The 25,725-nt window shown below is 68.6% G+C and carries 32 protein-coding genes; 14 read left to right on the top strand and 18 right to left on the bottom strand.

What is annotated here, in order from left to right:
• Position 1: 1 nt before the first annotated feature.
• From H7A73_RS13120 to H7A73_RS13075, 10 genes are all read left to right on the top strand, one after another.
• Positions 2-1,078: a hypothetical protein gene (locus H7A73_RS13120; protein ID WP_182066369.1), complete on the top strand. Its 1,077-nt coding sequence runs from the start codon at positions 2-4 to the stop codon at positions 1,076-1,078.
• Positions 1,075-1,833 (top strand): hypothetical protein, encoded by a 759-nt coding sequence (locus tag H7A73_RS13115; RefSeq protein WP_182066368.1) that lies wholly within the window; start codon positions 1,075-1,077, stop codon positions 1,831-1,833. Before H7A73_RS13120 ends, H7A73_RS13115 begins: the two co-directional genes overlap by 4 nt.
• The gene (locus tag H7A73_RS13110) at positions 1,830-2,075 is read left to right on the top strand and encodes a hypothetical protein (protein ID WP_182066367.1); all 246 of its coding nucleotides are present in this window, start codon (positions 1,830-1,832) and stop codon (positions 2,073-2,075) included. Before H7A73_RS13115 ends, H7A73_RS13110 begins: the two co-directional genes overlap by 4 nt.
• Positions 2,072-2,791: an HNH endonuclease family protein gene (locus tag H7A73_RS13105; protein ID WP_182066366.1), complete on the top strand. Its 720-nt coding sequence runs from the start codon at positions 2,072-2,074 to the stop codon at positions 2,789-2,791. Before H7A73_RS13110 ends, H7A73_RS13105 begins: the two co-directional genes overlap by 4 nt.
• Before the next feature lie 11 nt (positions 2,792-2,802).
• A complete protein-coding gene (locus H7A73_RS13100; RefSeq protein ID WP_182066365.1) occupies positions 2,803-3,165 on the top strand; it encodes a hypothetical protein in 363 nt (120 codons plus the stop codon).
• The gene (locus H7A73_RS13095; protein WP_182066364.1) at positions 3,162-3,452 is read left to right on the top strand and encodes a hypothetical protein; all 291 of its coding nucleotides are present in this window, start codon (positions 3,162-3,164) and stop codon (positions 3,450-3,452) included. Before H7A73_RS13100 ends, H7A73_RS13095 begins: the two co-directional genes overlap by 4 nt.
• Positions 3,449-3,985: a hypothetical protein gene (locus H7A73_RS13090; protein WP_182066363.1), complete on the top strand. Its 537-nt coding sequence runs from the start codon at positions 3,449-3,451 to the stop codon at positions 3,983-3,985. Before H7A73_RS13095 ends, H7A73_RS13090 begins: the two co-directional genes overlap by 4 nt.
• A complete protein-coding gene (locus H7A73_RS13085; RefSeq protein WP_182066362.1) occupies positions 3,985-5,658 on the top strand; it encodes a type IV secretory system conjugative DNA transfer family protein in 1,674 nt (557 codons plus the stop codon). Before H7A73_RS13090 ends, H7A73_RS13085 begins: the two co-directional genes overlap by 1 nt.
• Positions 5,655-6,371, top strand: a complete 717-nt coding sequence (locus H7A73_RS13080) for a hypothetical protein (RefSeq protein WP_182066361.1) — start codon at positions 5,655-5,657, stop codon at positions 6,369-6,371. The genes H7A73_RS13085 and H7A73_RS13080 overlap by 4 nt, the downstream gene beginning before the upstream one ends.
• A 324-nt stretch (positions 6,372-6,695) precedes the next feature.
• A complete protein-coding gene (locus H7A73_RS13075; RefSeq protein ID WP_182066360.1) occupies positions 6,696-7,187 on the top strand; it encodes a hypothetical protein in 492 nt (163 codons plus the stop codon).
• A 5-nt stretch (positions 7,188-7,192) separates the two neighbouring features.
• Here the strand turns inward: H7A73_RS13075 and mobF are convergent, their stop codons facing one another.
• Positions 7,193-11,764 carry a MobF family relaxase gene (gene mobF, locus H7A73_RS13070; RefSeq protein ID WP_182066359.1) on the bottom strand — a complete coding sequence of 1,524 codons (4,572 nt, stop codon included), beginning with the start codon at positions 11,762-11,764 and terminating at the stop codon, positions 7,193-7,195.
• 188 nt (positions 11,765-11,952) lie between these two features.
• Between mobF and H7A73_RS13065 the strand changes: the two genes are divergently transcribed.
• Together H7A73_RS13065 and H7A73_RS13060 are read left to right on the top strand one after the other, a co-directional pair.
• Positions 11,953-12,345, top strand: a complete 393-nt coding sequence (locus H7A73_RS13065) for a hypothetical protein (RefSeq protein WP_182066358.1) — start codon at positions 11,953-11,955, stop codon at positions 12,343-12,345.
• A gap of 128 nt (positions 12,346-12,473) precedes the next feature.
• Complete coding sequence (locus tag H7A73_RS13060; RefSeq protein WP_182066357.1) at positions 12,474-12,974, top strand: hypothetical protein; 501 nt, start codon at positions 12,474-12,476, stop codon at positions 12,972-12,974.
• A gap of 346 nt (positions 12,975-13,320) precedes the next feature.
• On the opposite strand, the gene H7A73_RS13055 is transcribed toward H7A73_RS13060, so the two are convergent.
• The 7 genes from H7A73_RS13055 to H7A73_RS13025 form a co-directional block, all read right to left on the bottom strand.
• The gene (locus tag H7A73_RS13055) at positions 13,321-13,821 is read right to left on the bottom strand and encodes a hypothetical protein (protein ID WP_182066356.1); all 501 of its coding nucleotides are present in this window, start codon (positions 13,819-13,821) and stop codon (positions 13,321-13,323) included.
• A 54-nt stretch (positions 13,822-13,875) separates the two neighbouring features.
• Positions 13,876-14,133, bottom strand: coding sequence for a hypothetical protein (locus tag H7A73_RS13050; RefSeq protein WP_182066355.1), 258 nt, complete (start codon positions 14,131-14,133; stop codon positions 13,876-13,878).
• Positions 14,134-14,150: 17 nt separating this feature from the next.
• Positions 14,151-14,606 (bottom strand): hypothetical protein, encoded by a 456-nt coding sequence (locus H7A73_RS13045; RefSeq protein WP_182066354.1) that lies wholly within the window; start codon positions 14,604-14,606, stop codon positions 14,151-14,153.
• On the bottom strand, positions 14,606-14,854 hold the full coding sequence (locus H7A73_RS13040) for a glutaredoxin domain-containing protein (protein ID WP_182066353.1): 249 nt from the start codon (positions 14,852-14,854) through the stop codon (positions 14,606-14,608). The genes H7A73_RS13045 and H7A73_RS13040 overlap by 1 nt, the downstream gene beginning before the upstream one ends.
• A 355-nt stretch (positions 14,855-15,209) precedes the next feature.
• Positions 15,210-15,650 (bottom strand): hypothetical protein, encoded by a 441-nt coding sequence (locus tag H7A73_RS13035; RefSeq protein ID WP_182066352.1) that lies wholly within the window; start codon positions 15,648-15,650, stop codon positions 15,210-15,212.
• Positions 15,651-15,748: 98 nt separating this feature from the next.
• Entirely contained in the window at positions 15,749-16,300 is a 552-nt protein-coding gene (locus H7A73_RS13030; protein ID WP_182066351.1) for an LPD29 domain-containing protein, read from the bottom strand.
• Positions 16,301-16,391: 91 nt separating this feature from the next.
• Positions 16,392-16,670 carry a hypothetical protein gene (locus H7A73_RS13025; RefSeq protein WP_182066350.1) on the bottom strand — a complete coding sequence of 93 codons (279 nt, stop codon included), beginning with the start codon at positions 16,668-16,670 and terminating at the stop codon, positions 16,392-16,394.
• A gap of 652 nt (positions 16,671-17,322) precedes the next feature.
• On the opposite strand from H7A73_RS13025, the gene H7A73_RS13020 reads away from it, so the two are divergent.
• On the top strand, positions 17,323-17,469 hold the full coding sequence (locus H7A73_RS13020; protein ID WP_182066349.1) for a hypothetical protein: 147 nt from the start codon (positions 17,323-17,325) through the stop codon (positions 17,467-17,469).
• Positions 17,470-17,722: 253 nt separating this feature from the next.
• Here the strand turns inward: H7A73_RS13020 and H7A73_RS13015 are convergent, their stop codons facing one another.
• From H7A73_RS13015 to H7A73_RS12990, 6 genes are all read right to left on the bottom strand, one after another.
• Positions 17,723-19,189, bottom strand: a complete 1,467-nt coding sequence (locus H7A73_RS13015) for a ParB/RepB/Spo0J family partition protein (protein ID WP_182066348.1) — start codon at positions 19,187-19,189, stop codon at positions 17,723-17,725.
• Positions 19,190-19,297: 108 nt separating this feature from the next.
• Positions 19,298-19,771, bottom strand: a complete 474-nt coding sequence (locus tag H7A73_RS13010) for a DUF3846 domain-containing protein (protein WP_182066347.1) — start codon at positions 19,769-19,771, stop codon at positions 19,298-19,300.
• A gap of 762 nt (positions 19,772-20,533) precedes the next feature.
• Positions 20,534-20,818 (bottom strand): hypothetical protein, encoded by a 285-nt coding sequence (locus H7A73_RS13005; protein WP_182066346.1) that lies wholly within the window; start codon positions 20,816-20,818, stop codon positions 20,534-20,536.
• A 36-nt stretch (positions 20,819-20,854) separates the two neighbouring features.
• Positions 20,855-21,043 (bottom strand): hypothetical protein, encoded by a 189-nt coding sequence (locus tag H7A73_RS13000; RefSeq protein WP_182066345.1) that lies wholly within the window; start codon positions 21,041-21,043, stop codon positions 20,855-20,857.
• A 169-nt stretch (positions 21,044-21,212) separates the two neighbouring features.
• Complete coding sequence (locus H7A73_RS12995) at positions 21,213-21,881, bottom strand: hypothetical protein (RefSeq protein ID WP_182066344.1); 669 nt, start codon at positions 21,879-21,881, stop codon at positions 21,213-21,215.
• A 78-nt stretch (positions 21,882-21,959) separates the two neighbouring features.
• Positions 21,960-22,427: a MarR family winged helix-turn-helix transcriptional regulator gene (locus H7A73_RS12990; RefSeq protein WP_182066343.1), complete on the bottom strand. Its 468-nt coding sequence runs from the start codon at positions 22,425-22,427 to the stop codon at positions 21,960-21,962.
• Positions 22,428-22,632: 205 nt separating this feature from the next.
• Between H7A73_RS12990 and H7A73_RS12985 the strand changes: the two genes are divergently transcribed.
• Positions 22,633-23,589, top strand: a complete 957-nt coding sequence (locus H7A73_RS12985; protein ID WP_182066342.1) for a helix-turn-helix domain-containing protein — start codon at positions 22,633-22,635, stop codon at positions 23,587-23,589.
• Positions 23,590-23,616: 27 nt separating this feature from the next.
• On the opposite strand, the gene H7A73_RS12980 is transcribed toward H7A73_RS12985, so the two are convergent.
• From H7A73_RS12980 to H7A73_RS12965, 4 genes are all read right to left on the bottom strand, one after another.
• Complete coding sequence (locus tag H7A73_RS12980; RefSeq protein WP_182066341.1) at positions 23,617-24,171, bottom strand: TetR/AcrR family transcriptional regulator; 555 nt, start codon at positions 24,169-24,171, stop codon at positions 23,617-23,619.
• A 273-nt stretch (positions 24,172-24,444) separates the two neighbouring features.
• The gene (locus tag H7A73_RS12975) at positions 24,445-24,660 is read right to left on the bottom strand and encodes a hypothetical protein (protein WP_220456617.1); all 216 of its coding nucleotides are present in this window, start codon (positions 24,658-24,660) and stop codon (positions 24,445-24,447) included.
• Positions 24,661-24,671: 11 nt separating this feature from the next.
• Complete coding sequence (locus tag H7A73_RS12970) at positions 24,672-24,857, bottom strand: hypothetical protein (RefSeq protein ID WP_182066339.1); 186 nt, start codon at positions 24,855-24,857, stop codon at positions 24,672-24,674.
• A gap of 106 nt (positions 24,858-24,963) precedes the next feature.
• Entirely contained in the window at positions 24,964-25,173 is a 210-nt protein-coding gene (locus tag H7A73_RS12965) for a hypothetical protein (protein WP_182066338.1), read from the bottom strand.
• Between the last annotated feature and the right edge of the window lie 552 nt (positions 25,174-25,725).

Raw genomic sequence — 25,725 nt, 5'->3', positions numbered from 1 at the left:
CATGGTCAAGTTCGTTGTCGGCGCCGTCGCGGTGATCGTGCTGTTCATCGGGATGCTCCTCGGAGCCTCCGGTGGCGGCTCGACCGCGGCCGCGGCGTGCGGTGCAGGCGCCGGCGACACCGCGGCGGTCACGAAGGACCTCCCGAAGAAGGTCGGCACGTGGGACACCGACCAGGTGAAGATGGCCGCACGGCTCGTCGGAGCCGCGCACGAGGTGAAGGCCAACGAGCAGGCCACCACGATCGTCGTGATGGCGGCGATGGGTGAGTCGTCGCTGTCGAACCTGAACCACGGCGACGCCGTCGACAACACCACCATCGGCGTGCTGCAGCAGGACGACAGCTACGGAGAGCGCGCCGACCGGCTGAACCCGGAGAAGGCCGCGAAGGCGTTCCTGGCGAAGCTGGTCAAGGTGCCGGACTGGGAAACGCTCGAACCGACGATCGCCGCGCACAAGGTGCAGGTCAACGCCGACCCGTACCACTACGCGAAGTTCTGGACCGACGCGCAGCAAATGGTCGCCGCCGTCACCGGCGCCGCGACAACGTCCGGCTGCGACGTCCCCGGCGACCAGGTCGAGCTCGCGAAAACCCTCAAGGCCGCGTGGGAGAAGGGCACCTTCACCGACACGTACCACCCGCAGATGGTGAAGCAGGAAATCCTCCCCATCGTCGACGGGACCACGAAGGACGCCTGCCAGGTCGACACCCGGATCCTGCAGCTGCTCGTCGCGGCGCTCAACAAGTACGGCTCCGTGCAGATCAGCGACATGAACCGTCCCTGCGTCGGCATCGGCACGCACTGCGAGTCCGGGTCGCTGCACTGCAAGAACCCCGCGGTGGCCGTGGACTTCAACGCCGTCGGCGGGAACGTGCTCCTCGGCTCCGGGAAGCAGGACATCGAGTTCCTGCAGTGGCTCGACACCGTGATGCCGAAGGGCTCCCAGGCAGGCCAGGTGCAGTGCCGGCCCAACACGCCGCTGGAGAACTTCCGCCAGTTCGAAGACCCCTGCTCGCACCAGCACATCGACCTCGGCTCTACCACGGAGCCCTTGACCCTCGGCAAGGACGCCTCATGAGCACCCTGACCATGCCGCTCGACGCGGCGACCGTCACGTTCGAGATCCTCGACCAGCTGCAGGAGCACGCTCCCGTCAGCTGGGGCGGACTGACCGCACCCACGGGCGGGCTGCATTCGCCGCTGCGGGGGGATGCCCTGCCGGACTACTCCGTCTTCCCCGACCGCAGCAGCACCGACCACGTGCTCGTCCTCCACCGCTGGATCGACGTCGACGGCCGTCCCGGCCGAGACCGCGTCCGGCTGCAGCACCGCACCATCGGCGACGCCCTCAACCACCTGCAGGCCGCAGAGCCCGTGCACCGGTTCACGATCGGGCACGACATCGACCCGTTCGACGCAGACGGTTCCCGAGACCTGCCCGTGCTCTCCGTGTGGACCGGCCCCGTCGTCGACGCCGGCGACGTGCCGGCATCCATGCCCGGCCCCGAGCTCCGCGGCCGCGTGCTGTTCCGCGGCCGCCTCTCCGACCGCACCAACGTGCTCGAGGAGCATCCCGGGATGATCGCAATGGAGCGGCTCATCCTCGAGCAGACCCCCTCGCTCGAGGAGTGGGTCCTGCGATCCGGACCACGCATCGCGGACGACCTCCAGGTCCACGAGCACGCCTCCGAGCTCAACACCCTCGACGACGTGTTGACGTGGGCGGAGCAGTGGCTGCACACCTCGTACGACTCCCCGTACCTGATGAGCATCAACTCGTTCGTGGTGTCCTGCGCCGGCGCCGGGCAGCCGATGACGGTGCGGGTCTGGTGAGCGTCGTGGGGAAGATCGTCGGCGCTGTCACGGGCGGGGTTGACGAAGTCCACCGGACCGTCGCCGCGTACAAGGTCGCCCGAGAAGCACGCGACCTCGCGATCGCCGAGGCCGCCCTGACGGTCGGCGCCCACCGAGTCGCGCAGGAAGCCGGCCTCTCCCCGTCGCGGGTACGGCAGATCCTCCACGACGTCACCGCACCGGAGGGCCACCACGATGACCGGGAAGGGGACCCCCAGTGAGACGCCGCACGAAGCAGCAGCTCGTCACGGCGGCCGCGCTGTTCGCGGCCGCGGCTGTCGGCACGATCGCCGCACCCTACGTGCACCCCACGACCGCGACCGGTGAGATCCGGTCGACGTCGACGGAGCAGCCGTCGCCCTCGAGCACGGTGTCCGCGGGCGAGGCGCTGCGAGATCTCCGCGCACTGGATATCTCCGACGCGTACGTGCCGGCGCGCTACGACCGCGACGCGTTCGGTCCAGCGTGGGCCGACACCGACCGCAACGGCTGCGACACCCGCAACGACGTCCTCCGCCGCGACCTCACGGCCGTCGTGATCAAGCCGGGCACCCGCGAGTGCGTCGTGCTCTCCGGGACACTCCACGACCCGTACACGGGCCGCACGATCACGTTCGAGCGTGGAAACACGTCGAGCCTGGCCGTGCAGATCGACCACCGCGTCCCGTTGTCCTACGCATGGCGGCACGGCGCCGCGTCCTGGACGCCGAAGCAGCGGGAGATGTTCGCCAACGACCAGGCGACGAACCTGGTCGCCGTCGACGGGCCCGCGAACGAAGAGAAGTCCGACTCCGGGCCCGCGGAGTGGATGCCGGCGAACACCGGCGACGCGTGCAGCTACGCGGCGTCGTTCGTGACCGTGGCCACGAAGTGGCAGCTGTCGATCGCCACCGACGACGAGCACGCGCTCGCACGCACCCTGACCACCTGCAGCTGAAGGAGACGCCGATGACCGACAAGCCCGTTGACACGGACCTTTCCCGCGCACCGCGGTTCGGCCTGTCCCGCACCCGCGTGGTGTTTCTCATCCTCGCCGTGGCGCCCATGATCGCCGGCGTCGGCTGCGGGATCGAGTCCTTCCGCTCTGGGTGGCAGCCGTACGTGGCCTACTGGGGCGCTCCGATGCGGGCCGTTCCGGCCAACGACACCGCCACCGCCTGGTGGCTAGCGGGAGTGGCGGCAATCTGCGTCGGCGCCGGAACGGCGATCAGTGCCACGGCGCCGAAGCCGTTCGTTGCCGCAGCGTCGATCGCCGGCGTCTACGGCGTGATGACCGCGCTGTTCTTCCTGGTGCTGGCGGCGATCGCATGAAGCGGGCAACGGTCCCTGAGCCGCGGGCGACGGTTCGGCGTGGGCGCCTGGCGATCGCGCGGCTGTGTCTGCTGCTCGGCGCGGTGTGCGGGATCGCCGCCACCGTGGTGGGGCTGCCCGTCGTGCAGCTGCTCCCGGGCGGCCCCGCCGCGGGACCGGAGCTGCACCTGACCGCACAGGCGGTGTGGGCGCTGCTCGGCATCGCCCTCCTCATCGCCGGCAACGTCCTCGTCGCCAGCGAGTTCAACCGCATCGACTGGGAATGGCAGCTGGAGGACCTCCTATGACCCCGATCCCCACGGAGTGGGACATCACCCACACCTGCGGTCACACCGTCCGCAAGAACCTCTCCGACAAGCCCGCAGGCCAGCGTGCCGGCACCGCACGGTGGTTCGCGAAGAACCGTCAGTGCCCCGCGTGCGAAGCCGAACAGCGGGCCGCGGAGGATGCCGAGCTCCGAGCGGAAGCCGAGCGGGACGGCATGCCCGAGTTGGTCGGCAACGACGGCGCCGTGCGGTGGGCGGTGCGGATCCGGCAGGAGTTCCTGCGGGCATCGTTCCGCGAGCTCGTCGAAACGAATTTGGTCGACCCGGCGGTGTTCCAGCGGGACGTGCTGGAGGCAGCACGCCGCGTAACGGCCGCGCGGTGGTGGATCGACAACCGGGAGATCGCCGCCGCCGACCTGCCCGAACTGCTCGCGGAGCCCGGCCCCGGCGCCATCGCGAAGACGCGGGCGCCGGCCGCTCCTGCAGCCGCATCATCCGAACCAGCACCCGCCGCCGGCAGGGTGTCGTTCTTCGACAAGAAAGCGAACCGCTGATGGACACGCTCAAGGAACTCTGGGCCACGGTGCAGGTGTACGTGTGGCTGGCGGTCGTTGTCATCGCGGCCTGGACCGGCCTGCACATCGCCGCCGGCCATGACCCGAAGGTGCGGGATCTGTCGTGGAACCCGCTCGACGTCGCCATGGACGCGTTGAAGGGGCGCTTCCGGATGCCGGAGGGCGGCATCGTGTTCGCGGTCGGAGCGGTCATCGTCGCCGTGGTGATCCTCATGGTGCTCTGGTTCGCCCTCCCGGCGATCTGGCACAAGGTGTTCGGGCCGTCGAAGCCGAAGGCGGAAGAGGGTTTCGCCGGCGTGCAGGAGCTGCAGGACCGTGCCGAGATCGGCTACAAGGTCGAGACGACCGCACCGTTCGCCTACATGGGTGACCACCCGATCCGGGCGACGACCGAGGACGTGGCCACCGTCGTCGCACCTCCGCGGTCGGGCAAGACGATGCGGCTGGTCATCCGGCTGATCCTCAAGGCGTTCGGGCCGGTCGTGTCGACGTCGACGAAGCCCGACGTCGTCCGGCTCACGGCCTGGCTGCGGGCCAAGGTCGGCGCCGTGCACGTGTTCGACCCGGAGGGTGTGACGAACTGGCCGACCCGGGTGAAGTGGGACATCGTCGCCGGGTGTGAGTCGGCGAAGGAGGCCACTCGGCGGGCGAAGACGATCATCGCGGCCCGTCCGCTCGCGGATGCCGGCAACGCGAAGTTCTTCGCCGGCACCGCGCAGAACGTGCTGCAGTGTCTGCTGCACGCGGCAGCGCTGGGCGGCTACTCGATGCGCGACGTCGTGCTGTGGTCGAAGGACTTCTCGATCGACACCCCCTACGACATCCTCCGCGACCACCCGGACGCGAACGCGGGATGGCTGTCCGACCTGCGCCGGTTCTGCCGGTCGAAGGCGCACGAGACGGTCGACAGCACCGACATGACGCTGCGCCTGGCGCTCGAGACCCTGGCGCTCGAGGAGATCCTCGACTCCGTCTGCCCGAAGGAAGGCGACCGGGTGTTCGACGTCGACGCGTTCCTCGCATCCACGGACACCCTGTACCTGCTCAGCGAGTCCGGAGAAGCGTCGCTCGCGGCGCCGGTCATCACGACGCTGGTGTCCACGATCGAGCGACGCGCGAAGGCGCACGCGACGAAGTACCGCACCGGCCGCCTGCCGAAGCCGCTGACGCTGATCCTCGACGAGGTCGCGAACATCGCCCCGATCCCGGGCCTGCCGGCGCTCGTCACCGACGGTGGCGACCGCGGCATCATCGCGTGGTCGTTCCACCAGGACCCGAAGGATGCCGAGACCCGATGGGGGAAGGCCGGCGGGAACAAGATCCTGAAGTCCTCGAACATCCTGATGGTCCTCGGCGGGATCAAGGACGACGAGTACCTGGAGAGCCTGTCGAAGCTGTGCTCGGAGAGGGAAGCCGAACGCATCGGCACCACCGAGTCGGCCAACGGCAGGTCCACGTCGACGTCGACGATCAAGGAGCGCGTGATGACCGCCGGCGCGATCCGCCAGCTCGAGCCCGGTAAGGGGATGCTCTTCTACCGGGAGCTGCCGGTAGCGATCGTCGACCTGCCCGGCTGGTGGGAAGAGGACGACAAGGCCGCCATCGAAGAAGGTCAGAACTGGGCCTTCCAGCAGGAAGGGATCGCAGCATGAGCGACGACGCCCCCACACCGGAGGTGCCCGACGAGAACGGCGCCGGCGGGCAGGAACCGGTGGACCTCGAAGAAAAGGTCCGCCGTCTCGAACAGCTCGTCGCCGGGATCCTCATGGCCGACACGGCCGCCGGCGCCGAGGCGGCGGCTGAGACCCCGGTCCCGCAGGTCGGGACCACCGCCCCGGTAGCGGAAACCGCGGTCGCGGACGCGGGCGGCCCCTGGAACTGGGTTGGGGTCAGCGAGGAACGCCGGAAGGAGCTCGCGCAGGACCTCACCGCGTTCGTGCAGTGGCTCGAGGAGCGCTACCTGCGACACCTCAGCAACGAGCAGTACGAGTTCCCCGCGAACTGGCACGAGAACCCGGTCGTCGTCGAAGTCCTCACCGCGGTGATGGTCGCCCGAGAGGCTGCGTACAGCGACATGTTGGAAGAGCCCTCTTCGGCGCTGTCCGAGTGGCACGAGCGGGCGCTCTGGCCAGCGATCGAGCGGCTGCAGTCGCTCGGCATCTTCAAGGACGGGAAGCTACTCGTTCGGAACCGCAACGTGGTCACCACGGACGCCGCCGCCGGAGCCCTGGAACAGGCCGCCGGCGCGTCGGCTCGCGCGCTGGCCAAGGAGAGCGCCGAGAGCGCACCGGAGCGCGAGAGCGCCAGCCCGGGACCGTCGGACGTGTCTGAGCCCACGACGGAGCCGATCACCGTCGTCACCTGACCGGGGTCTTGACGCCTCCTCGACAAGCCGGGCACGATCAGGCCTACGGTGGTCGACCGAGAGCGACCTTCTGGTCGCCGCGAGTCGGGGCGGGACGAACGAGGGGGAACTATGCCAGGCGGCGGATGCACGGCACCAGTGCGCGGACACACTGCGACCAGCGAGCGAGGTAAAAGGTGCCCGGCGAGTGTGCACGGGCCCGCCGGCGCAGCAACCACGACGTCTCCCGGAACAGCAGGGACGCCCGCCGCGGCGCCGTCTTCCTCATCTGGCGCAGGCGCATCGACGGCCGGAGGACAAGGCGGCGCGTTCTCTGAATCGGATATGACGACGGAGCAGCAGGAACTGCTCGTGAAGTTGGGCGACAAGCTCCTGGACTACGCGACAACCGAGCAATCCGACCGGGCGCGTAAAGCCGCGTTGGACCTCATGGATGCGGTCGCAACCGATGGAACCAAAGTGCAGCGCGCCGAGCTATGCGACCTGTTCAACAAGCACGTACTTTGCGAGCTGTTCGAAGATCTCGCCGTAGCGCTCGCCTCGTTCACCGGTTCAGTCACCAAGCTCGTGGAAGCGATGGTTGACCGCCTCAATGTCCCACCGCTGCTGTCCGTAGTGCTGAAGGTGGTTTTGAAGCGAACGGCAAAGATTGCCATCGGCCCGCTGACTAACCCGATCGAGATCCTCCGCGTCAAGGCATGTTTCCTCGCTATCGCGTTCTGCCCCAACACCGACACGCATCGAAGCGGCCTTGAAAAGAACTGCACCATTCCGGTAGCGGACTACCTGAGTACGCCGGCGCCCGTAACCACCTAGTCGGCCTACATGTGGCGCTGCGGGCCGCTCTGGTCCTGACGGGGTCCGGACTGGTCGTACGTGTTCCGCTTCGTGGTCTCGGCCTGCTGCGCGGCGTCGCGAGCAGCTTGTGCCGCGGCCTCGCGTGCCGCGGCCTCGCGTGCCGCGGCGGCCTCCTGGCGTCGACGGAGCGCGTCTGCGAGAGCATCCGGGTCGTTGGCCAGCCGACGGATGGCCTCGGACGCGTCAGGCGCCGCCTTCTCGACAGGCTCCACCGCGGGAGTAGCCACCGGAGTACCCGCAGGACCGTCGCCGGGACGGACGGTCGTAGGCTCCCCGGCGGTCGTCTCGGCCGCGGGGACGGGGCCGGCGGTGTTCCGTTCGGCGCCGTCGCGATCGCGCATCCAGCCGGTGCGGCGGAGGTCCTCGTGGGCCTGCTCCGCTTCCGCGAACGCGTGCCGGCTATCGCGGTCGACCATGCCCGGGTCCGGAAGACGGTAGGCGTCGTCGGGGATGCCGTGGGCGTCGCGGTACGCCGCCACGGTGGCGACCTGCTCGCGCCAGGTGTCGCGTGCGTAGCCGTCCGCCGGCTGCATGCCGTACTGCGCCACCCATGCCGGTTTCTGCTCGAGGAGCCGGTCGACGTCGACGACGACGGCCGTCTCGGGCAGGGTTGCCGTGGCCGTCGCGGTGGTGCGCGCGCTCGGGTCGATGCCCATGCGCTCGAGGGCGTCCGCGGACGCCTGCTCACGCGCCAGGCGCTCCTGCTGGGTACGGAGGTCGAGCCCTGCTGCGCGGGCGTCCTGCCATGCCTGGACGGCGTGGGAACCGCCGGGTTCCTCGCTGAGGACGGCTTCGCTCGCGGGCACCTCGAACGCTTCCCGGTAGGCGACGATGCGGCCCATGTTCTCCCGCCACTGCTCCGCCTGCGCGGGGTCCGTGGGGATCCGGCCGAACGGCTCTGCCCACGCCGGCGGTTCGGCAACGACCTGGTCGACGAGGGAGGTGATGCGGTCGCGCATCAGCTCCTGCTGGCCGTGGAGCCAGGTCCGCACCTCGGGTTCGCCGATGCGGTCGTTGAACGGCGTCACCCACTTCGGCAGCCCCGGCACGGGTTCGAGGTCGGTGCCGATCGCGGTGACCGGTCCGAGCCGGTACCAGTAGACGCGCGCCGGCGACTGGATCGGGGAGATCTCGTCGAGATCCCGCGGACGGACAAGCCCCTGCAGCCGGGCGTGGAGTGCAGTGCCGGCGAGATCGTGGTCGACCAGCCGGGCGGCGAATGTCGACCAGGCTTCGTCGTTGATGATGTTCGCGGCGAGATCGGCGGGAAGTGCGTCGCGGACGGCCTGCTCGGCGCGCTCGATCGCCTTCGGGTCGAGTGCGGCGACGCGGCCGTGGTCGTACTGCGGCAGCAGCGTCGTGAGGGAGTGCGCGGTGTCCTGCTCGGCTCGCAGGGTCTCCGTGGCGCTCTTGGTCGCGCCCTCACGGCCGAGGACCTGCTCGAGGGCTCCGCGGATGGAGTTCTCACGCTCGTCGTCGGTGTGGCCGGAGGAGTCCAGCGGCTTGTCGATGACGACGTAGAGGCGGTTCTGCTCCTTCGCGCGGGTGCTGTCGACGTAGAGCTCTTCGCGGGTAGTGCGGTCCGGGTGGATGACCGCGCCGCCGGTGGAGACGGTGTCGCCCTGGGTGCCGTGGCTGGTGCGGGCGTAGCCGAGCTGCACGTGCTCGTCGACGTACTCGAGCGGGAAGGTGACGGTGCCGCCGTGCAGGTGCGACTTCGCCATGACGCCGTACGGGCCGACCGCCGTGACGGTCCACATGGCGTTGTTGGTGACCCAGTCCTTGCCCTGGTTCATCCGCAGCGACCGGTCCGTGTTGCGGGTCAGGATGACGTCACCGGTGCCGACGGTGTTCCCGTCCGCGAGCAGCCGTCCGTCCTCCTGCACCTGGCCCTGGGCGACGCGGTCGGCGCGGGCCCGGGCGTTCAGAGCGGACACTTCCTCGTTGGTGCCGGCGATCATCAGCGACGACTTCCCGGCGGTCGTGTCGGCGTGCCAGTCGGTGAAGATCCGGTCCATGACTTCGTCGCGGGTGCCGGCGAACACGCGGCCCCGCTCGATGTAGAAGTCGAGTCCGGTGGTGTCCCCGGTACGGAGCTTCAGGGAGGCGGCGGCTTCGGCGGTGGCGTGCTCGCCGGTGAAGCGGTGCACCTCTTCCAGTCGGGTGACGGTGGTCTCGCGCTCGAGGAGGCGAAGGACGCCGCCGGCGCCGATGGACCCGTGCTGTGCGGGGTCGCCGAGGGGTCGGAGGGCGGCGCCGTGCTCGTCAGCGAGAGCGAGAAGACGTCCCATGAGCGGCGTGCCCGCCATGGACGCTTCGTCGACGAGGAGGAGCGTGTTGGCGTCGATGCGGTGCTGCTCCGCCACCGGCTGCCCGCTGCGCTTCGCGTTCGCGTGCGCCTGCAGGAGCATGTCTGCGGTGTCCGCGGTCGCGCCGAGCTCGCGGCCGAGAACTTCCGCCGCCTTGCCGGTGGTCCCAAGCGCGAGGACACGACCACCGCCCGCCTCGACGGCGTAGATCGTGGCCCGCATCGCGGTGGTCTTACCCGTGCCGGCCGGTCCGATACCGGTCTCGATTCGGCGGCCACCGGTCGCGAACTGCCGTGCCAGCTTGATCTGGCCGGCGTTGAGTTCGTGGTGTCCGTCGGCGATCGCGCGGTCGTTGAACCGACGCATCGCGTCGTCGAACGCCTGCGGCTCCATCGCGAAACCGCCCCGGGTGCGGGCAGCATCGAGGATCGCTTCCTCAGTGCGGAGGGTCTTCTCGGAGGTGAACTCGTCGGCACGGTGGATCCGGAAGACGCTCTCACCGTTGCTGCGCTGCAGCTGCGCCGGCGTGGGGTTCAGCTCCGGCGGTATCAGGGAGATCGACCGCTGCACCGCGGCGGCAGTGATGTCGCGAGTGAGGGCTTGGACGTCCTGCCCGGTGGCCTGCGCGACGCGACGTGCGACGCGCTCGGCCTCGGCCTGCAGGTGCGAGTCCTTCCACGTCGACCGGTCCTGCTCGACCCGAGTGACGACGAGATTCCCGAGCTGCTGCACGCTCTGCCCAGCAAGCAGATCCTGCGCCGGCATCGCCCTCGACTGGGCGACGATGCCCGCCGCCCACCCGTCGACATGCACCTTCTCCGAGGCAGCACGACGCCACTCTGCTACCTGGTCCTGCTCCGACGACGGCGGTGCTTTGTGGTCGCGGGTGGAGAGGTTCGCCTGCTCGTAGAGCTCGTGCTGGATGTTCTTCGGCGGGGTGTGGCCGTGGGAGGCCACGTACTCGTCGACGAGCTCGGAGTACGCCTGCTCGATCCCAACACGGCGGGACGAGAAGCCCTCGCGGAGGCTGCGATCGACGCCCATGATCTCGCGCACGTCGCGCTTGCCGGCACCCCGGGACTCTTCGACGAACTGCACGCCGAGACGGTTCCGGAGTTCTTCCTCGACGAGCGAGTTGTACCGCTCGGATGCGGCGACACCGAGGCGGTGCAGCATGCGGCCGTCGAGGGATCGCCACTTCCCGTCGACGCCCTCGACCTTGGTCGAGACGGCGACGTGGGTGTGCAGGTCGGGGTCGCCGGTGCGGGAGTCGCGGTGCTCGAACGCAGCGACGATGAGGCCCTTCGTTTCGACCTGCGCGACGCCGCCGGCACCGGTCCGGGTGAACGCTGCTTCCTCCTGCAGGAACGTCATCGCACCCTGCCATGCAGCTTCGTGGGCGGCATGCACCTCACGGGCGATGTGCGCCTCACGAGGGTCGTTGCGGTCCGCCAACGCCCACAGCAGGGAGACCGACTTGACCGGGCTGAACACCAGGTCGTAGCCCGCGACGGGCTGGCGCGGCGGGGTGCCACGCTCGGTCAGGAACCGGGCGACCTCGCCGGTGGTGGCCTCGCGGCCGAGCGCACCGCGCAGGTGATCGGCGGCGAGGTTGTGCTTCACCAGGTCGCGTTCCGGACCGGTCTCGGGGTTCCGGCCGACCTCGTCACGGAACCCCTGGTAGCCGCGGGAGACCTGCTGCTTCCAGTCCGGAACACGGAGCGCGACGAACCAGGAAACCTCGTCCGATGTGGCGGGTCGACGCAGTGACTTCTGCAGCATGGTGGCCGCGACGTCGGCCTTGATGCCGGACAGTTCGGCGTCCGCAGGGGCGCGCTGGTGGTCCCGCTCGAACGCGACGGACGCGGCGTGGATCTGCACCTGCCACTCGGTGTCGGGGTCGTTCGTGGTCATGAACCGACGGCCCAGACGGGCGGCGTCGATGGCCTCGGAGGCGGACGCGCCGGCGGCGATCTGCTCCTGGATGAAGGCAGTTGCGTCAGGGCGCAGCCCCTCGCCGAAGAGGGCCTGCATCTGCTCTGCGGACACCTGCCCGGAGACCCCCAGGGAGGCCAGGCCGTTGCCCCACCACTGGCCGGGCTTGGCTCCCTCAGCGGTGTAGTAGTCCGTGAGGTCTTCGCTTCGCCGGACCTGCTGATCGCCCGCAGCAACCTGGTTTGTCAGGTATGAGTATCCGTCACCTGCGTGCAGGACGTGCACCGTCATCACGAGCGATCACCTCCTCCCACACCCCCACCGTAGCGGGTTTTGGAGGGCCACACACTGTTAGTGCAAGAGGTGTGTGCGTTCGGTAGTGTGATGTCAGGCGGTCGGTCAGACTGCGTCAGCACCTATCAAAGCTGTCGTTGCGATCGTCGGAACTCGTTGAGGGGACCAGCGAGAGGGAACCAACCATGGCTCGAACCAGCACGAAGAAGGACAACCGAGAACGAGCACGTCAGCGCCGGGCAGAACTCGACGCTGAACGAGCCCGACGTGACGCCGCGATCGAAGAAGCTGCCTCGACGTTCTTCGACGCCAACGACGATCGCGAAGAACTCATCGCCAAGCTCGACGCGATCGACGTGGACCGCGCCCTCGCGGTCCAGTCGCTCGTGAAGCTTAAGGAAACCAACCCGCGCATCGCGCAGCTGCTCGACATTCCGGTGGCGGAAGTGCGCCGCCTGCGGGACCTCGGTGCGGAGTCCGCCAGCCCGAGCGCGAACGATGGCGCGACGTCGGACGTGGAGGCCAGCGACGGTTTCGTGGACGCGGAGCATGCGGGTGAAACCGGGCAGGCGGCGTGAACGTCGGCACGGCGGTCGTCGCGTCCGCGGTCGGCGTCGCGCGGATCGTCTGGTACTTGGGGTGGCGACTTCGCAGCCGAACGGGCCTACGCCGGACTGACCGCGCCCGGCGCGCGTCGAACGCCCTGATGGGGTGGGTGACGTTCGAGGGGTTGGTGCTGACGGGCACGCTCGTGTGGTCGCCAGCGCTCGGCGTGGTGCTCGTGCTCCTACCGCTCTGGCTGGTGCTGCGCGGAGTGATCGCGATCGTGGACCGCAGCGCCGAGCGCGCCGCGCAACGTCGCGACATGCTCAACGCGTATCCCCCGGAACCGCGACCGGTCAGCTGGGACAACGTGCCGATGGTGGTCGTGCTGTGGTGGTTCGCGATCGCGTACGTTGGGGTCTTCCTGACGGTGGTGTTCCTCGTCGCGTTCGCCGGTCCTGACGCGCTCGAGTCGGACCTGTCGACGAACGTGCTCATCGGAAGTGTCGCCGCGTGCGCCGTCCCAGCGATCGTGATCGGCGTGGTTCGGAAGCTTCGCCGCGATCAGGCCATCCGCGACTTCCAAGCCCTCACCGCCGGCATCGAATCGCGGGTGCGGCTCGCTCAGGGCACACAGCCCGACGGGCCGCGCGACGAGCAGTGAGCACCGCCGGCCCTGCGTAAGCGGGCAGGCAAGATAGGAACCGACGGGCCCGGCGCCGCGATGCGCGGGGGCTGTGGCCGTTAGGGATGAGGAGTCAGGACGATGGGTGCACGAGCGGCGATGGTCATCACCTGCGACGTCGCTGGCTGCGACCAAGTCATCGTCCCGATAGCCGGACCCGACGACAACAGCAGCCGCACCGAAGCGCGCGCCTACGCCCGCGCCCATGGGTGGACGACCGCCGACCGCTCCCCCAGTTGGACCGACACCTGTCCCGCGCATGCCGGCGGCGCCGGCGATCGGACCGCTGGCCAGGTTGGGGCTTCTGGCCGTTAGGTGTCGGTGGTCACCAGAGCGTCGGGGTGTCCGGCGCGATCCCTGTGCGGCACGCACGGATCGCTGCCTGGTCCCACCCGTGATCGCGGAACGCTTCGCGGAGCTCACGCGACAGCGCCACTCGTTCGCTGCGCTGCAGGCCGGCCATCCGAACTGCGGTCGCCCCGTTGCGGTGGCGGCCGCGCTGCACACGCTCGAGCATGTTCCCGCGGTGCGTGCCCGGTGCCAGGTGTGACACCGATTCGTTGACGTCGACGTGGACGCACAACGGGATATCGCAGGCGTGCAGCAGCAGCACCGTCGGGTGCAGCGCTGTGCCGGTGAGGTGTTCGTATAGCCACCGCTGCGGCCGCATCGCACGCTGGCCACCGTCGGGTTGTGGAACCCAGAAGCGGCCGTAGCCGTCGTCGCCGATGGCACCGGTCCAGATCCAGCAATCGCTGGGCGTCGGCCCCCGCACGACGTGCGAGAAGAAGCGTTCCTCGGCACTCACCGGAGTCGGCCCACTCATGTGCTCACTTCTGCCGCTTCCGGTTTCGGCGGACCCGTTTGCGCCCCGCGCTCATCAGAACGCCTGCACCAGCACCGTGAACACCGGGAGGAACACCACCGCGGCCGCGACGAACAGGACTGCTGCTGTGGAGGGGAGCGGGGTGAGGGATGAGTGCTCCTCCCCCGCTGCCTCACGGGCGTGCCGGACAACGATCGATGCGACCCCACCGAGCACGAGCACGAGCAGGACAGCGACGACAAGGAAGGCCCAGATGGGTACTTCGCGCCCGAGCGCTGAAACGGTCGACGTGAGGTCTGCTGCGGTGTTCATGGTTCTAGTCTCCGTGCTCAGGCGCGGGCGCCGGCGTACTGGGGGAACATGCGGTCCATCGTCGCTTCGTGGCGGGCGGCGCGGTCGTCCTCGCCGCGGGTCCGGGAGATCTCCGCGAACGTCGGACCCGATGCGGTCGGTTCGGCGGGGGCGGGTCGGCGGCACATCTCGGCGTAGTACCGATCGGCGTCGCGTTCGGCCTGCTCGAGGCGGGCCCGCAGTTCGAGGACCTCGGCCATGAGCTCTGGGGCGGCCATCTGGAACCCGACCATGTAGCCGGCCTCCCAGACCTGGCGCTGTTCGTCGGTGAGTTCCCACTCGCGGACGTTCTCGGTCGGGTCGGCGGTGGCGGTGTCGATCGCGCGGAACGCGACCACGGTGTCGCCGGCGTAGAGCTCGTCGACGGCGTCGCGGGTGGACTGCTGCACGACGTCGCGGCGGATGGTGCTCGGACGCTCGAGGGTCATCGTCATCACGCGGCCGTGCTCGAGGCGAGTTCGCCGATCTTGTCGGGGCGGAACCCGCTCCAGGAGCCGGTCTCCGTGTCGGTGATGACGATGGGGGCGTTCATGCCGAGGGTGGTCTTCCACTCTTCGATCTGCGCCTGGTCGACGTCGTCGAGGATCGCCTCGGTGTACTCGATGCCGGCGGAGTCGAGGGCACGCTCGTTGGCGAGGCACATGCCGCAGAAACCAGACTTGGTGTAAACCGTGATGCTCATCGAAATCACCTTCCGAAAGATTGCGATGCAGTGGGGGCGCCTCCCCCATTGCATGCTTCTATTCTATAACGCGCGGGCCTATATGGGTAGCCTTTTCCGCACATTCTTTGACCCCTTTTCTGCCGGTCGGCACGCCTGTTGTCAACGCATGCGTCTGCATTGTTTGACACCAGGGCATGACGTTTACGAACGTCCGGCTGGGGCATCAGTAACAGCGGGAGGGCTGGGAATCCCCAGGAGCCTTAAACCGGTAATGCAATCACCGGAAACCGTTAGGAATAGCGGGCTGCGCATTCCTGAACTGTGTCGTCCCGGCGCTTTTCACCATGTCGAAGACCACCACCGCCGCGGCGGGTCAGCTCGTGGCGGGGTGCGGGGTGCTGGTCGCGGTGGTAGCCACGGTGACGTCGTCGTGGTCGCACTCCCAGAACACTGAGCGGATCTCGGCGGCGATCACGTCGGGCAGCTGCTCGTTCGTCCATGCCGTCGACGGGAACGAGACGGTGACGGTGACGGTGGTCACGGGGTCGGTGGAGGACGGGCCGTGGCCGGCTCCGCCCCACTCGTACTGCCAGGCGAACGCGACTTGGCCGGTGGGTCCGCCGCCGTGAACGTCGAATGCGGCGCGGTGTTCGTCGTCGGTGTGGTTCGGGCGGCGGGTGCAGTGCCATCCGAGGCCGCCGACGTCGTACGTCGTCGCGGCACACTCGGCGCCGGTCGCGTCGAGATCCGCGGCGGGCGCAGCCGGGTCGATCTGCTCGCCGATGGTGGCGGGGCGTTCGTAGGTGATGAACATGCTGGTGGTCCTCTCTAGGTTGGTGGGGGCGGCACCCTCGCTCGGCTTGCCGCCCGGGCGGGCCGCACTGATCCTGATTTCAGCGCGGCCCGTTCCGACTACTTCCGGACGGGTGCCGGGGTGAGGTCGGTGTGCTGAAGCAGGAACCGGACCGCGGACCAGGCGGAGAGCTGCGGGCGGTCCCAGGCGTGGTGGCCGTCGTTGAACTCGCAGCCCTGCCCGCCCGTGATGTCACGCCCCTCGACCAGCTCACCGGTGTCCTCGCAGAGGATCAGGTGCGGCATGTTGCTGCGCTCGTGGATGAGGCGTTGCGCGGCAAGATGCCCGTTGGCCGTGAAGTCGCGGGACGTGTTGATGCCGTCGCAGCAGTACCGGACTTCGGTCGGCATCTCCCCCGCCTCACCGGCGACGAGCGTGGTGCCGTGGTCGGTGTAGGTGTCGGTCATCCCGTCGAACGAGCGGCCCTCGTACTTGCCGCAGATCTCATCCACCTGCGCGGACGTAGGTCCGTCCTCGTGGTGGACGTTGATCCACGCCGACGCGGTCCCGGTAGAGCAGCGCACGGAGAACATCACGCCCGGGAACGTAGTGCGCAGCTCCTTCCGGAGCAGGGCGGCGACAGCCTTCGTGGGGATGAGGGTGGTAGGCATGGTGGGTCGGTTCCTTTCGAGGAGTCGGACGCTTGTGGAAGAGTGATCGAGCGGCCGGGACCAACCTGCTATTGGTCCCGGCCGCTTTCCGTTACTTGCGGGGGTCCAGCGTGGTTCCGGTGAGCTGCAGATGGTCGACCTCGCGGATCAGTTCCGCGTACGCGGCCTGCGCATCCGCCGATCGATCCGACTGGTTGGCGAGGTCGTGCCACGTCTGGGTCAGGTGCTGAATGTGGTCGTCCTGCTCGAGCGAGACCGGCACCCCATCGGTGGTGACCATGCCCGCGTCCCGGCCTCGGTCCGCGTCGTCGTCGCGGACGAACGTGTCCACGACCGGGACAATGGTGGTGAGTGTGTCGATGTGCTGCATTGGGGTTCCCTCTCCCTCACGTTCTCTTGCCTGGAAGGCGACTTGTCGCCGCTAGGACGGGAGGGTGGAGTGCAACCCGAAGGGCGGAGGGGGAGAGAATTTCGGCGCGAAATAAGGGAGCGAAGCGACCGCGTGGCGGAAATTTCGGAGGAGACGGCCGCGGAGCGGCTTGCGCGGAACCCGGACGGACGTACGCTGCCGAAGGCTTCCAGGCAAAAGAACGGGCCGCAGGCCCCACAGCGCCGGCGCAGCCGGTTCCATCCGGAGCCGAAGGCGACTCCCGGTCTCTGGCCGGAAGCCCTGGGATCCTCACCCCGTGACCGAGCACGCCGGACACCCCACCCCGCGGCCACGCCGGTGCCCGTTCCGTGCGGTCGGCCGGTTCCTCGACTCGATCGGGGCCCCTGGCCGACTTCATCCGGTGTCGCCGCCGGTCTGGTGCTCGTCATCAACCTGATGATCCGTGCCCTCAGCGGCGAGCCCATCGGCATGTTCTGATGTGAGGCTTTGTGCAACATCGCATGAAGTGAGGCACAATCATGCGAGCGCATCGACGATGCGGCGGAGCGCTGCTCAAAGGGGGCGCATCGTCGATGCGCGCTCCGGACTCGAGGGGAGCCGGCCTGTGCTGCTGCGCAAGCATGCCGAAGAAATGCGTGACATGTACGCGAACGCGATCGCAGCCGCCGTCCACGGCGGCAGCGAGCCGTCGCAGCTGCAGGTGGAGTCGTGGGCACGGTACGACGCCGCGGCCCGCGGCGCAGATCCCGCCGCCGCGTTCCAACCGTCACAGCCCTGACCGGGACCGGTAGCCGGCCCGCTCGAGCAGGAGTCTCGTCTGCTCCCCTGGCCCGCCGGAGGCGGTGACAGCCGCGAGCTCCGTCGAGCGGCTCCGGGTTGGGAGGGGCGAAGCCCTTGCCGCGGTGGCGCAGCCGGCGCGCAGCCCACGGACACCCGGACGCCCCGATGGGACATTTTCGGGGTCGGATGGGACACGAATCGGGGCCGGGTGGGCGTGAGGGCCGCTGGCTGCGACCCTCACGCTCGTTCACCTACTCGGCTGCGGTGTCCTCGTCCTGGTCCGCGCTGTCGGCGGCCTGGTCGGCGTCGTCGCCGTCGTCGGCGGATGTTGCGCCGGTGACGATCTGCTCGACGTGGGAGAGGGTGTAGCCCCACGCGGCCAACTGGGTGAGGTACGGCACCGTTTCGGGGGCGGGCATGCTCCACCCGTACCGGCCCACGGCCGATTCGACTTCCGCCAGGGCGAACGCGAACGCGATGTGACCGGCCTTCCCGGGTCGCTTCCGCGCCCACTCGGCTGCGTCAGCGTCCTCGGGGACGCCCAGCAGGTCGGTCGCGGTGACGCGCTGGCCGTAGTAGTCCCGCATCGGCGTCAGCAGCGCCGCCGCGGTCCACCGGCCTGCGTCCTTTGGGAGGTTCTTCGAGGCGACGAGTCCGGCGAGCCAGACCCGACGAACCTCACGGGCTGCGGTCCACTCGTCCGCGAGCCGGTTGTCCCGCTCCCGACGAGCCGCCGCGGCTTCGGCTTCGGTGGCGCGCTCGGCTTCCTGTTCCGGGGTCAACTCGGGTGCGGGGCGGTCGTAGAAGTGCCGGGCCGTGTGGGCCTCCGGGGTGGTGCACACCGCGGTCACGGACGCGCTGTCACCGATCGGCTGCACCAGCACCGCGTGTCCGCCGCAGGCGGTGTGGGCCTCCGGGTCGAGGGCGGGGAGCATGGCCCGCGGGTCATCCTCGGGGACCGGGTCGTCAGAGAGGTTGTCGAGGCGCTTCCAGCCGAGGGCCGTGTTGTCGTCCACGACGGCGACACCCTGCTCCCGGTACTGCTCCGCCACCTTCGCGGCTTCCGCTTCCGCGATGCGGCGGTTGCGGTGCTGCTGAGCGACGAACGGCAGTTCGTCGTCGTAGCCCTCGCTGATGCACTCGTTCAGTTCCGCCGTGGCCGTCTCGTCGCCCTCGAACTCGGCCAGCAGCAGCGCCGCGTCGAACGACACCTGACGGTCCACGACCGCGGCAGTCGCGGCCTCCGACTTCGCCACCGTCAGGGTCGCCTGCACCTGCTCCTTGTCGGTGCCGGTTTCGCGAGCGATTCCCGCAACGGAGAGTCCGGCGAGTTCCAACTGCCGGTAGGCGGCGAGCCGGTCCCCGTCCGTCAGCGCGGTACGGCGCTCGTTCGCGACCAACTGCTCCGCGATCCGCTGGGCGGGGGTGTCGCCGCGCTCGGTGACGAACACCGGCACGGTCGCGCCCGCCTCGCGAGCGGCGAGGACGCGCATCTGCCCGTCACGGACCACCACGGCCCCGTCCGCGTTCCGGTAGCCGATCGTCGGCAGCAGCACCCCGTGACGCTTCACGGACGACAGGAACGCGGGGTCGAGGTCCGCCGCGGTGCGGACGTTGTCCTCGATCACGGCCTCAGAAGCCGGGATGGTGACCAGGTCCACGCCGACCGCGTCAACGGTGCCAGTGGTGGTGGTCCGGGTGTTCTCGATGATGCTCATTGTGTTTGCTACGCTTTCCGGTAGTGACCGGGTGCGGGTCCTGGCAACTTGTCCTTGTCAGGGATTTCGCACCCGGTCTGTTTCATTCGGTGGGTGCTACTGCGGGTGTTACTGGTGAAGTGCCGCGGTGAGCGCTTCCGCCCGGGTGAGGGCGGCGCGTGCGTGGCCGAATGCGGTCATGACGGCCGTGTACTGATCCGGCGACAGCGACCGGGTGTCCCCGGCTTCGTCGTAGGTCAGGAACAGGACCGTCCCGAACAGCGGCGACGCCGCACGAGACCGCCCGAGCGCGACCGCTGCGACGGTGGCGAGGTCGTTGCGGTCCCCCGCGTACATGCCTTCGTCATCGATCCACGCGTCGATCCGGCCGTCGAGGCGGACCACGTCCACCAGGCGGCACCCGATCTGCTCCCGCGTGCCCTGCAGGGTGGACTGCGCCGCGTTCACGACGACGCCTTCGACCGCACCATCTGCGGTCGCTCGAATACCCATCAACTTCATTTCCTTCTTCCTCTCCCTTTCGTTGTTTGCCCGGGAAGGCACGTAGTGCCGATAGGACGAGGAGCCGGGGTGCAAGCCCAAAGCGGCGACGCTCCGAGAAGTTTCGACCGGCGCCGTCCATTGACGAAGGAGATGAGCACGACGGCGCCGGTCGAAAGTTCTCGCGTGCGGCGGTGGCGACGGCTTGCGGCCCGGAACCTCGTCCGTACAATCGCCGAAGGCTTCCCGGGCAAACAACGAACCCGGCAGGGTTCGACAAGCACTGGCCGGCTTGCCGGCTCCCTCCAGTCAGAACAGGCCGCCGAAGGCGGGGCAACTCAGACCAGAACAGCCCGCCGGCACGGCGGCCCGCTCAGCTCTCCCGCGCTCGAGGAGCTCGCCGGCGCGCAGAGACCGGCGAACGTGAAGCGGCCCCGGCCTGCGAGGGGGGCGGTGCAGGACCGGGGCCGGTGCTGCTCGGACCCAATGGGGGGCAGACCCGAGCGGCTCACGCTCGAACGTGTTGGGGGGAACAGTCCGAGCGCGCATCCACGGTAACGCTAGAACGCCTAGCGAGCCCCCCCGCACGCTATGAGCCCACTGGGAGGAGACTGCGGTGCTTCAGCGCGGCCCGCCATACCCACGCCGCGGTCGCGGCCTGCCCGGTCCCCCACTCGATGAGGACCGCGTCAGCGGTCACCGCGATTGCGCGCGCTTCCACCCGTCGATCGACGCCTCGGTACGTGCGGATCCGCGCCCACACCGGCGCCGACGGCGCAATATCCCCCACGGGCCCGCCACGGGCCTCTTGAGGGATGGAGAGGGCCTCCTCGGGCACCCAGCGGCCACGCCGGCGTTGACCCATCAGTGGCGCGCCTGCGGCCGTTGAGACCGCTTCTGGAGCCGGTCCATTGGCACCCAGACGTGGTGGACGAAGCACATGTGCACGAGCTGCACGTAGACCACGTCCCCATCGGCCTGCTCGACGAAGCCGAGGCATGCCTGCGGGCCCGACCGGGTGAACTCGACCTGCACCCACACCGCCGGGTATCCGGAGACCCGGTCAGGTGCCGGCGGCGCATCGATGCCGAGTGGCTGGTCTTCGGGCGGATCGGGATGGCTCGGCGGCGCCCACCGATGTTCGGGCATGAACCGATGATGACCACGGCCGCCGACACCAGGACGTCAGCGCTGCCGCCGGCGCCCGTCCTGCACTTCGCCAATCAGGCGCATCGTGCGCTGTAGCACCGCCTCCCGCCATGCAGCGTCCGGCGCAGATCGGTCGAGCCGGTTCAGTCGGCGGATCGCACTCCGACGCGCGGACGCGAGCTCATCGGCGGTCAACCACTGCAACCGCTCGAGCTCGTCGTCCACGATCAGCAGGGTAAACACGCGAGCCGATGATTCATCCATCATGACCGACCACCTCGAGCAGCTGCAGCCGACGTCGACGACCGAGCCATGGTCCCTCCGATGGCCTGCGCAGCGCAGCGAAGACAGGGCGCAACCGCCCGACAGCCAATTCGCTTCTAGCCCCGATCCGTCAAGAGTCGATGTCCGGCTGGGCGCGCGGCGGACCGTGCAAGGGCCACGGCACAGAGCTATCGATCTCTGCCCAGAGCTCCTCCGCCGATCGGCTGTTCTGAGCATCGATACGGGGGTTCGCTTCTAAAGCTGCGATGTTGAGGAACCACGTCACCTTGTCGAGCTGATCTGCATACGCGGTTTGCCCTTGCCGTGCTGCGTCGATGATCGCGGCAAGCTTCTGCACTTGCCGGAAGGTCAGCGTCACTGGCGCATCGTCGCCCTCATGGTGGCCGTCGGTGCTCTTCTGGTACTGCTCTATCGAGTCAATGCGAGACTGCGCCAGGGCTGCTTCAACGTTCTCGGGTTCGGTCGGCACGAGGGAGTCTGGAACGTACGTGATGCTGATTACCACGGCCGCAGAACGGATCGGGGTGGAGGCCGACGCCCTGAACTGCAAGGTCATGCCCGTGACGTCTCGCCCTCCCTCGGTTGCTTCGTGGATGAGAACGGCGGGCCGATCAAACGGGATCGCCTCAACCCCGGCTTCATTGAAGCCGTCGATATCCCGTGCGATCCGCAACGGCGAATCGAATGGTGCGACGTGATCGACAACCCCGTACGCACTGATGACAATCAGCGACGAGGGATGGTCTGGGAGCTGAGCCTCGATCATCCATGAATCCATGCCGCCAGAGTAGGCGACCCGCGGAACCCGGAACCCGGAACAGTCGTCTCGATAGCCGATGGATTATTGAGACTGGGGTCAGACTGCTGTGCGGTCGAGGAGTTCCCGGACCCGGTCGGCGAGGTCTCGGATGGTTGCGATGTCGTTCTGGTCGACGTCGTTGAGAACGTCGCGTACTTCGCGGGGGAAGAGCCCGAACACGTCGGCGAGTTCAGCGCGGGCGGCGTCGGTGGGGGCGAGGAACCGGCTGCGGCGGTCGATGGGGTCTTGCGTGCGGGTGATGAGCCCGCGCTTCTCGAGGCGGTCAGCGATGATCGTCGCCGCGGCGTCGGTGATCCCGAGGACCGGGACCAGGTCCTTGACCCGTGCAGGTTCGGCGGCATCGTCGTGCGCGGCGATGTACTGCAACGCCTGATAGTCCGGCGCCCGCAGGTGCATCCGGGCTCTGGCACGGTTACTCATCAGTGTCTCGGCGGCGCGGAGCTCGTTGACGGCTTCCAACAGCGCAACACCGGGAGGGACCTGCGGTTCAGGAGGGGTGGACATGGGGGGCTCCGCTCGCTCGACGAGCGCCTCCCGGAACCTGTCTGGTCTCCGGATCGAACAAACGACTCCCCACCTTCTACACGTCACCCGCGCCCTCCCCACAGGTTCACACCACTGCACCGATCGCTCGCGGCCCCCGGTGGCTGGTGCGCCTGCCGGATGTGGGTTGCCGCACCCGTCGGACTGTGTGTGATGATTCGTGCTGATGCCGATCGATGACGCGATGCCGGTGCGTCTCGAAGCAGCCGGGACCAAGCCCGAGGAAGCCGAAGAACTGCTCACTGAGCTGTACGGCGGGAAGCTGCACGTCGCCGCGTCGGATGCTCCGTTCTCGTACCGGTACGCTGCGATCGGTGACGAGACGATGACGTTGCGCACGTCGAAGTTCGGGGGCCGGCTCGCCGGCGAACTGCAGCCGACGGATGAAGTGGTCGTGCAGTGGTTGCAGTCCGGAACGAGTGTCCTCGACACCGGTGGGCAGCCGTTCCAGATGACGCACGGTGTGCCCGTGCCGCTGCTGGCACACCGTTCGTTCGCGTTCGAGATGGACACCTACGAACAGCGCCTGGTGCACCTGTCCCGGCCGCTCGTGGAACGTGTTGCTGCGGAGCAGGGTGCGGACGTGTCCGGTGGGATCGTCTTCGACCCCACTATGGCGCCCTCTGAGCAGGCGGTCCGGACCTGGCACAACACCGTCTCCCTGGTCTCTCACACGCTCCGCGAGAGCACGCCGGGGCGGTTGCTGCACGCGGAGATGGCGCGGCTGGTGTCCGCGTCGCTGCTGGAGATGTACCCACAGCAGCAGACCGGGAATGAGGCTGGGTCCGGGGCGTCTCGGTCGGCGCACGTGCAGGCAGCGGTCGAGTACGTGCACCAGAACGTGCACCTGCCGATCACGACGACGACACTCGCGAAGCACCTCGACGTCAGCCTTCGGGCGTTGCAGGAAGCGTTCCAGCGGGACCTGCAGACCACCCCGAACGCGTTCATCCGACGGGTGCGGCTCGAACGGGTCCGTCAGGAACTCCGTGCCGCGGACCCGACGACGACGACGGTGCGGCAGGTGGCGTCCGCGTGGGGTTTCGCGCACCTGGGCCGGTTCAGCCAGCAGTACACTGCCGAGTTCAGCGAGTACCCGAAGGACACCCTTGCCAACACCTGAGCCGCCACTGCAAGAACGGCGGCTGCGTCAGATGAAGAGGTCTTCGCGGGCCGGCTCGTAGACGCTCATCAGCATCGCTGCGGTCATCCGCGCTGACCGTGCCGGCTGCGTGGTGCCGTGGATCGCGGCTTCGACCTTCGCGCCCTGCACCAGCAGCGACAACCCATCCGCGACGTATGGCGGGAGCGCGGCTTCGATACACAGGGCACGCAGGTGCGTCTCGATGCTCGCCAGGTGCTCGTCGGCGAGGGCCGCGATGGTGGGTTCGGCGCGGCCGAGCTCGCCGTAGCCGTTGATGAACGCACATCCGCGCCAGTCGTCGTCCATGAAGCACGACTCGAGGTAGCTGAACAGAGCCAAGATCCGGTCCCGCGGCTCGGATATCCCGACCGCCGCGGCGGCGAGGCCAGTCAGCCACTGCTCCTGCCGGAACCGCAGCACTGCGGTGGCCAACGCCAGGACATCTGGGAACCGGGCACGAACCGCATCGACCTCAACGCCGGCGTCGCCGGCAACTGTCTCGATCTGCAGCTGCAATGCGCCGCCGCGGCCGAGAACCCGATCCGCGGCCACCAGGATCACGTCGCTCGCGCTCGCGTCTGCCCCGGGAGCGGGGTTTCGCGGAGCAACAGGTGCAGTCATAACGGACTTCACAGTAAGCCTCGAAGGGTGGGTGCCGACCAGGATGACCGCTCTTCGCGGCCGTCCGGCAAGCGTTGCCGATCGTGTCCGCGATTCGCGGACACGATCAGCGGATGGGCTGTGGTGCGGTTTCCGGTCGGGCGGCGATGGCGTGCAGTTGCAGCAGCCGCCGGCACGTGTTCCGGTGCTCAGGCAGCACGTCGGACAGGCTGATCATCGGTGCAGCCACCGGGTTCGGCGGTCGGTGCTGCGCGCAGCGAGTGCGACTTGCGCGGCGGGGAGGGTGGCGTAGTCGCCGATGTACTCCCCGTACCCGTTCCGGACGTAGTGATGCTTTCCCTGCCGGTCCACGGTGCCTGCGTAGGAGCCCTCGGCCTCTGCGACCCAGAACCCCTCGTCCGCGACCGTCCACCGTAGGACTGGGGTCATCTTCTGCGCGCTCACGCGGCAGTCGGGGCGCGGAAGAAGTCCGCGTATGACGGGCCGCTCGGCGCGACGGTCGCGAGGCGCGGCTGGCCGAGGCGCTCGTTCACGAGGGCGTCGATCTCTGCCGGGGAGCTCATCCCGCGGCGGTGCCACTCGGTCGGGATCTGTCGGAGCTGGTGGACGTTGTACTGGTGCTGCATGGTGTGGCCTACTTCTGCGCCAGGATCAGCGCGGTCATGTCGATCGCTTCCGTCGGAGCGTTCACACGCTCATCGACGAACACGGCAGGAAGAGAAATCGTGGGGCTCATGCGGCGACGCTCAGTACGATCGCGGCGACCGCGGAGATGCTGACGGCGCCGATGCCGGTCAGGATTGCCGAAGCGGCAAGGACACGGTTCCGGTGGGCTTCGCGAACCTCGGAGAACGAGGAGCGAGACGTCGACGGGTAGGCGGCGACGTGGCGGAAGCCTGCGACCGGAGCGCCGGTGGTCGGAGTGATCATCGTGGCGGTCATGATGGGCCCGCCTCTCCTGAGACGTTGCGCGTCTCGTAGCAGTCAGGGTGCCGTGCGATATTCAGCCCCCACGAGGGTGTGGAGAGTGTTGAACGGACACGGGCGGTTGGTGCGTCCTGACAGCAGTAACGCTACGAACCCACGTCCCCGGACACCTAACCGATTTAGGCATCCGCGAATCGGGGACACCTACCAGCCGCGCTTTCCGCGCACCCCGACACGACGGTCGTCCCACGCGCGGGCAGGGCCGCGAGAGGGAACATCCGCCAGGGACTCGGGTTCCCGGCGGACGCTCCCGTGCCACGACGTCGTCGGGTTCAACGCGGAAGATCTGACGAGGCCAGCCCGATCAGAAGAGTCGGACTCTCAGCTAGGGTCCGCGAGGCAACCCGGTCGACGCTACAAACGCGAACTTGTCCCACTCCCACGAAGCACACAGATCGTCTCAATAGCCGATCTTGGCTGCCGGACAGGCACACCGAGGCCTCGAAGGTGGGGTTGCGGCACGTCAGTAGGCGTCGTTGACTCGTCTGTGGCGGCCGCGTTGGCCGT

The sequence above is a fragment of the Curtobacterium sp. ME12 genome, from assembly GCF_903970855.1.
GTDB lineage: Bacteria > Actinomycetota > Actinomycetes > Actinomycetales > Microbacteriaceae > Curtobacterium > Curtobacterium poinsettiae_A.
Note: the sequence above shows the minus strand (reverse complement) of the source record. Positions and strands in the feature narration are given on the sequence as shown.

Excerpts from the sequence above, each read along its gene's own strand:
- H7A73_RS13120 (WP_182066369.1), top strand. The coding sequence starts at position 2 with ATGGTCAAGTTCGTTGTCGGCGCCGTCGCGGTGATCGTGCTGTTCATC.
- H7A73_RS13115 (WP_182066368.1), top strand. The coding sequence starts at position 1,075 with ATGAGCACCCTGACCATGCCGCTCGACGCGGCGACCGTCACGTTCGAG.
- H7A73_RS13100 (WP_182066365.1), top strand. The coding sequence starts at position 2,803 with ATGACCGACAAGCCCGTTGACACGGACCTTTCCCGCGCACCGCGGTTC.
- H7A73_RS13095 (WP_182066364.1), top strand. The coding sequence starts at position 3,162 with ATGAAGCGGGCAACGGTCCCTGAGCCGCGGGCGACGGTTCGGCGTGGG.
- H7A73_RS13090 (WP_182066363.1), top strand. The coding sequence starts at position 3,449 with ATGACCCCGATCCCCACGGAGTGGGACATCACCCACACCTGCGGTCAC.
- H7A73_RS13085 (WP_182066362.1), top strand. The coding sequence starts at position 3,985 with ATGGACACGCTCAAGGAACTCTGGGCCACGGTGCAGGTGTACGTGTGG.
- H7A73_RS13080 (WP_182066361.1), top strand. The coding sequence starts at position 5,655 with ATGAGCGACGACGCCCCCACACCGGAGGTGCCCGACGAGAACGGCGCC.
- H7A73_RS13075 (WP_182066360.1), top strand. The coding sequence starts at position 6,696 with ATGACGACGGAGCAGCAGGAACTGCTCGTGAAGTTGGGCGACAAGCTC.
- mobF (WP_182066359.1), bottom strand. The coding sequence starts at position 11,764 with ATGACGGTGCACGTCCTGCACGCAGGTGACGGATACTCATACCTGACA.
- H7A73_RS13065 (WP_182066358.1), top strand. The coding sequence starts at position 11,953 with ATGGCTCGAACCAGCACGAAGAAGGACAACCGAGAACGAGCACGTCAG.
- H7A73_RS13060 (WP_182066357.1), top strand. The coding sequence starts at position 12,474 with ATGGGGTGGGTGACGTTCGAGGGGTTGGTGCTGACGGGCACGCTCGTG.
- H7A73_RS13055 (WP_182066356.1), bottom strand. The coding sequence starts at position 13,821 with ATGAGTGGGCCGACTCCGGTGAGTGCCGAGGAACGCTTCTTCTCGCAC.
- H7A73_RS13050 (WP_182066355.1), bottom strand. The coding sequence starts at position 14,133 with ATGAACACCGCAGCAGACCTCACGTCGACCGTTTCAGCGCTCGGGCGC.
- H7A73_RS13045 (WP_182066354.1), bottom strand. The coding sequence starts at position 14,606 with ATGACGATGACCCTCGAGCGTCCGAGCACCATCCGCCGCGACGTCGTG.
- H7A73_RS13040 (WP_182066353.1), bottom strand. The coding sequence starts at position 14,854 with ATGAGCATCACGGTTTACACCAAGTCTGGTTTCTGCGGCATGTGCCTC.
- H7A73_RS13035 (WP_182066352.1), bottom strand. The coding sequence starts at position 15,650 with ATGTTCATCACCTACGAACGCCCCGCCACCATCGGCGAGCAGATCGAC.
- H7A73_RS13030 (WP_182066351.1), bottom strand. The coding sequence starts at position 16,300 with ATGCCTACCACCCTCATCCCCACGAAGGCTGTCGCCGCCCTGCTCCGG.
- H7A73_RS13025 (WP_182066350.1), bottom strand. The coding sequence starts at position 16,670 with ATGCAGCACATCGACACACTCACCACCATTGTCCCGGTCGTGGACACG.
- H7A73_RS13020 (WP_182066349.1), top strand. The coding sequence starts at position 17,323 with ATGCGTGACATGTACGCGAACGCGATCGCAGCCGCCGTCCACGGCGGC.
- H7A73_RS13015 (WP_182066348.1), bottom strand. The coding sequence starts at position 19,189 with ATGAGCATCATCGAGAACACCCGGACCACCACCACTGGCACCGTTGAC.
- H7A73_RS13005 (WP_182066346.1), bottom strand. The coding sequence starts at position 20,818 with ATGCCCGAACATCGGTGGGCGCCGCCGAGCCATCCCGATCCGCCCGAA.
- H7A73_RS12995 (WP_182066344.1), bottom strand. The coding sequence starts at position 21,881 with ATGGATTCATGGATGATCGAGGCTCAGCTCCCAGACCATCCCTCGTCG.
- H7A73_RS12990 (WP_182066343.1), bottom strand. The coding sequence starts at position 22,427 with ATGTCCACCCCTCCTGAACCGCAGGTCCCTCCCGGTGTTGCGCTGTTG.
- H7A73_RS12985 (WP_182066342.1), top strand. The coding sequence starts at position 22,633 with ATGCCGATCGATGACGCGATGCCGGTGCGTCTCGAAGCAGCCGGGACC.
- H7A73_RS12975 (WP_220456617.1), bottom strand. The coding sequence starts at position 24,660 with ATGACCCCAGTCCTACGGTGGACGGTCGCGGACGAGGGGTTCTGGGTC.
- H7A73_RS12970 (WP_182066339.1), bottom strand. The coding sequence starts at position 24,857 with ATGCAGCACCAGTACAACGTCCACCAGCTCCGACAGATCCCGACCGAG.
- H7A73_RS12965 (WP_182066338.1), bottom strand. The coding sequence starts at position 25,173 with ATGACCGCCACGATGATCACTCCGACCACCGGCGCTCCGGTCGCAGGC.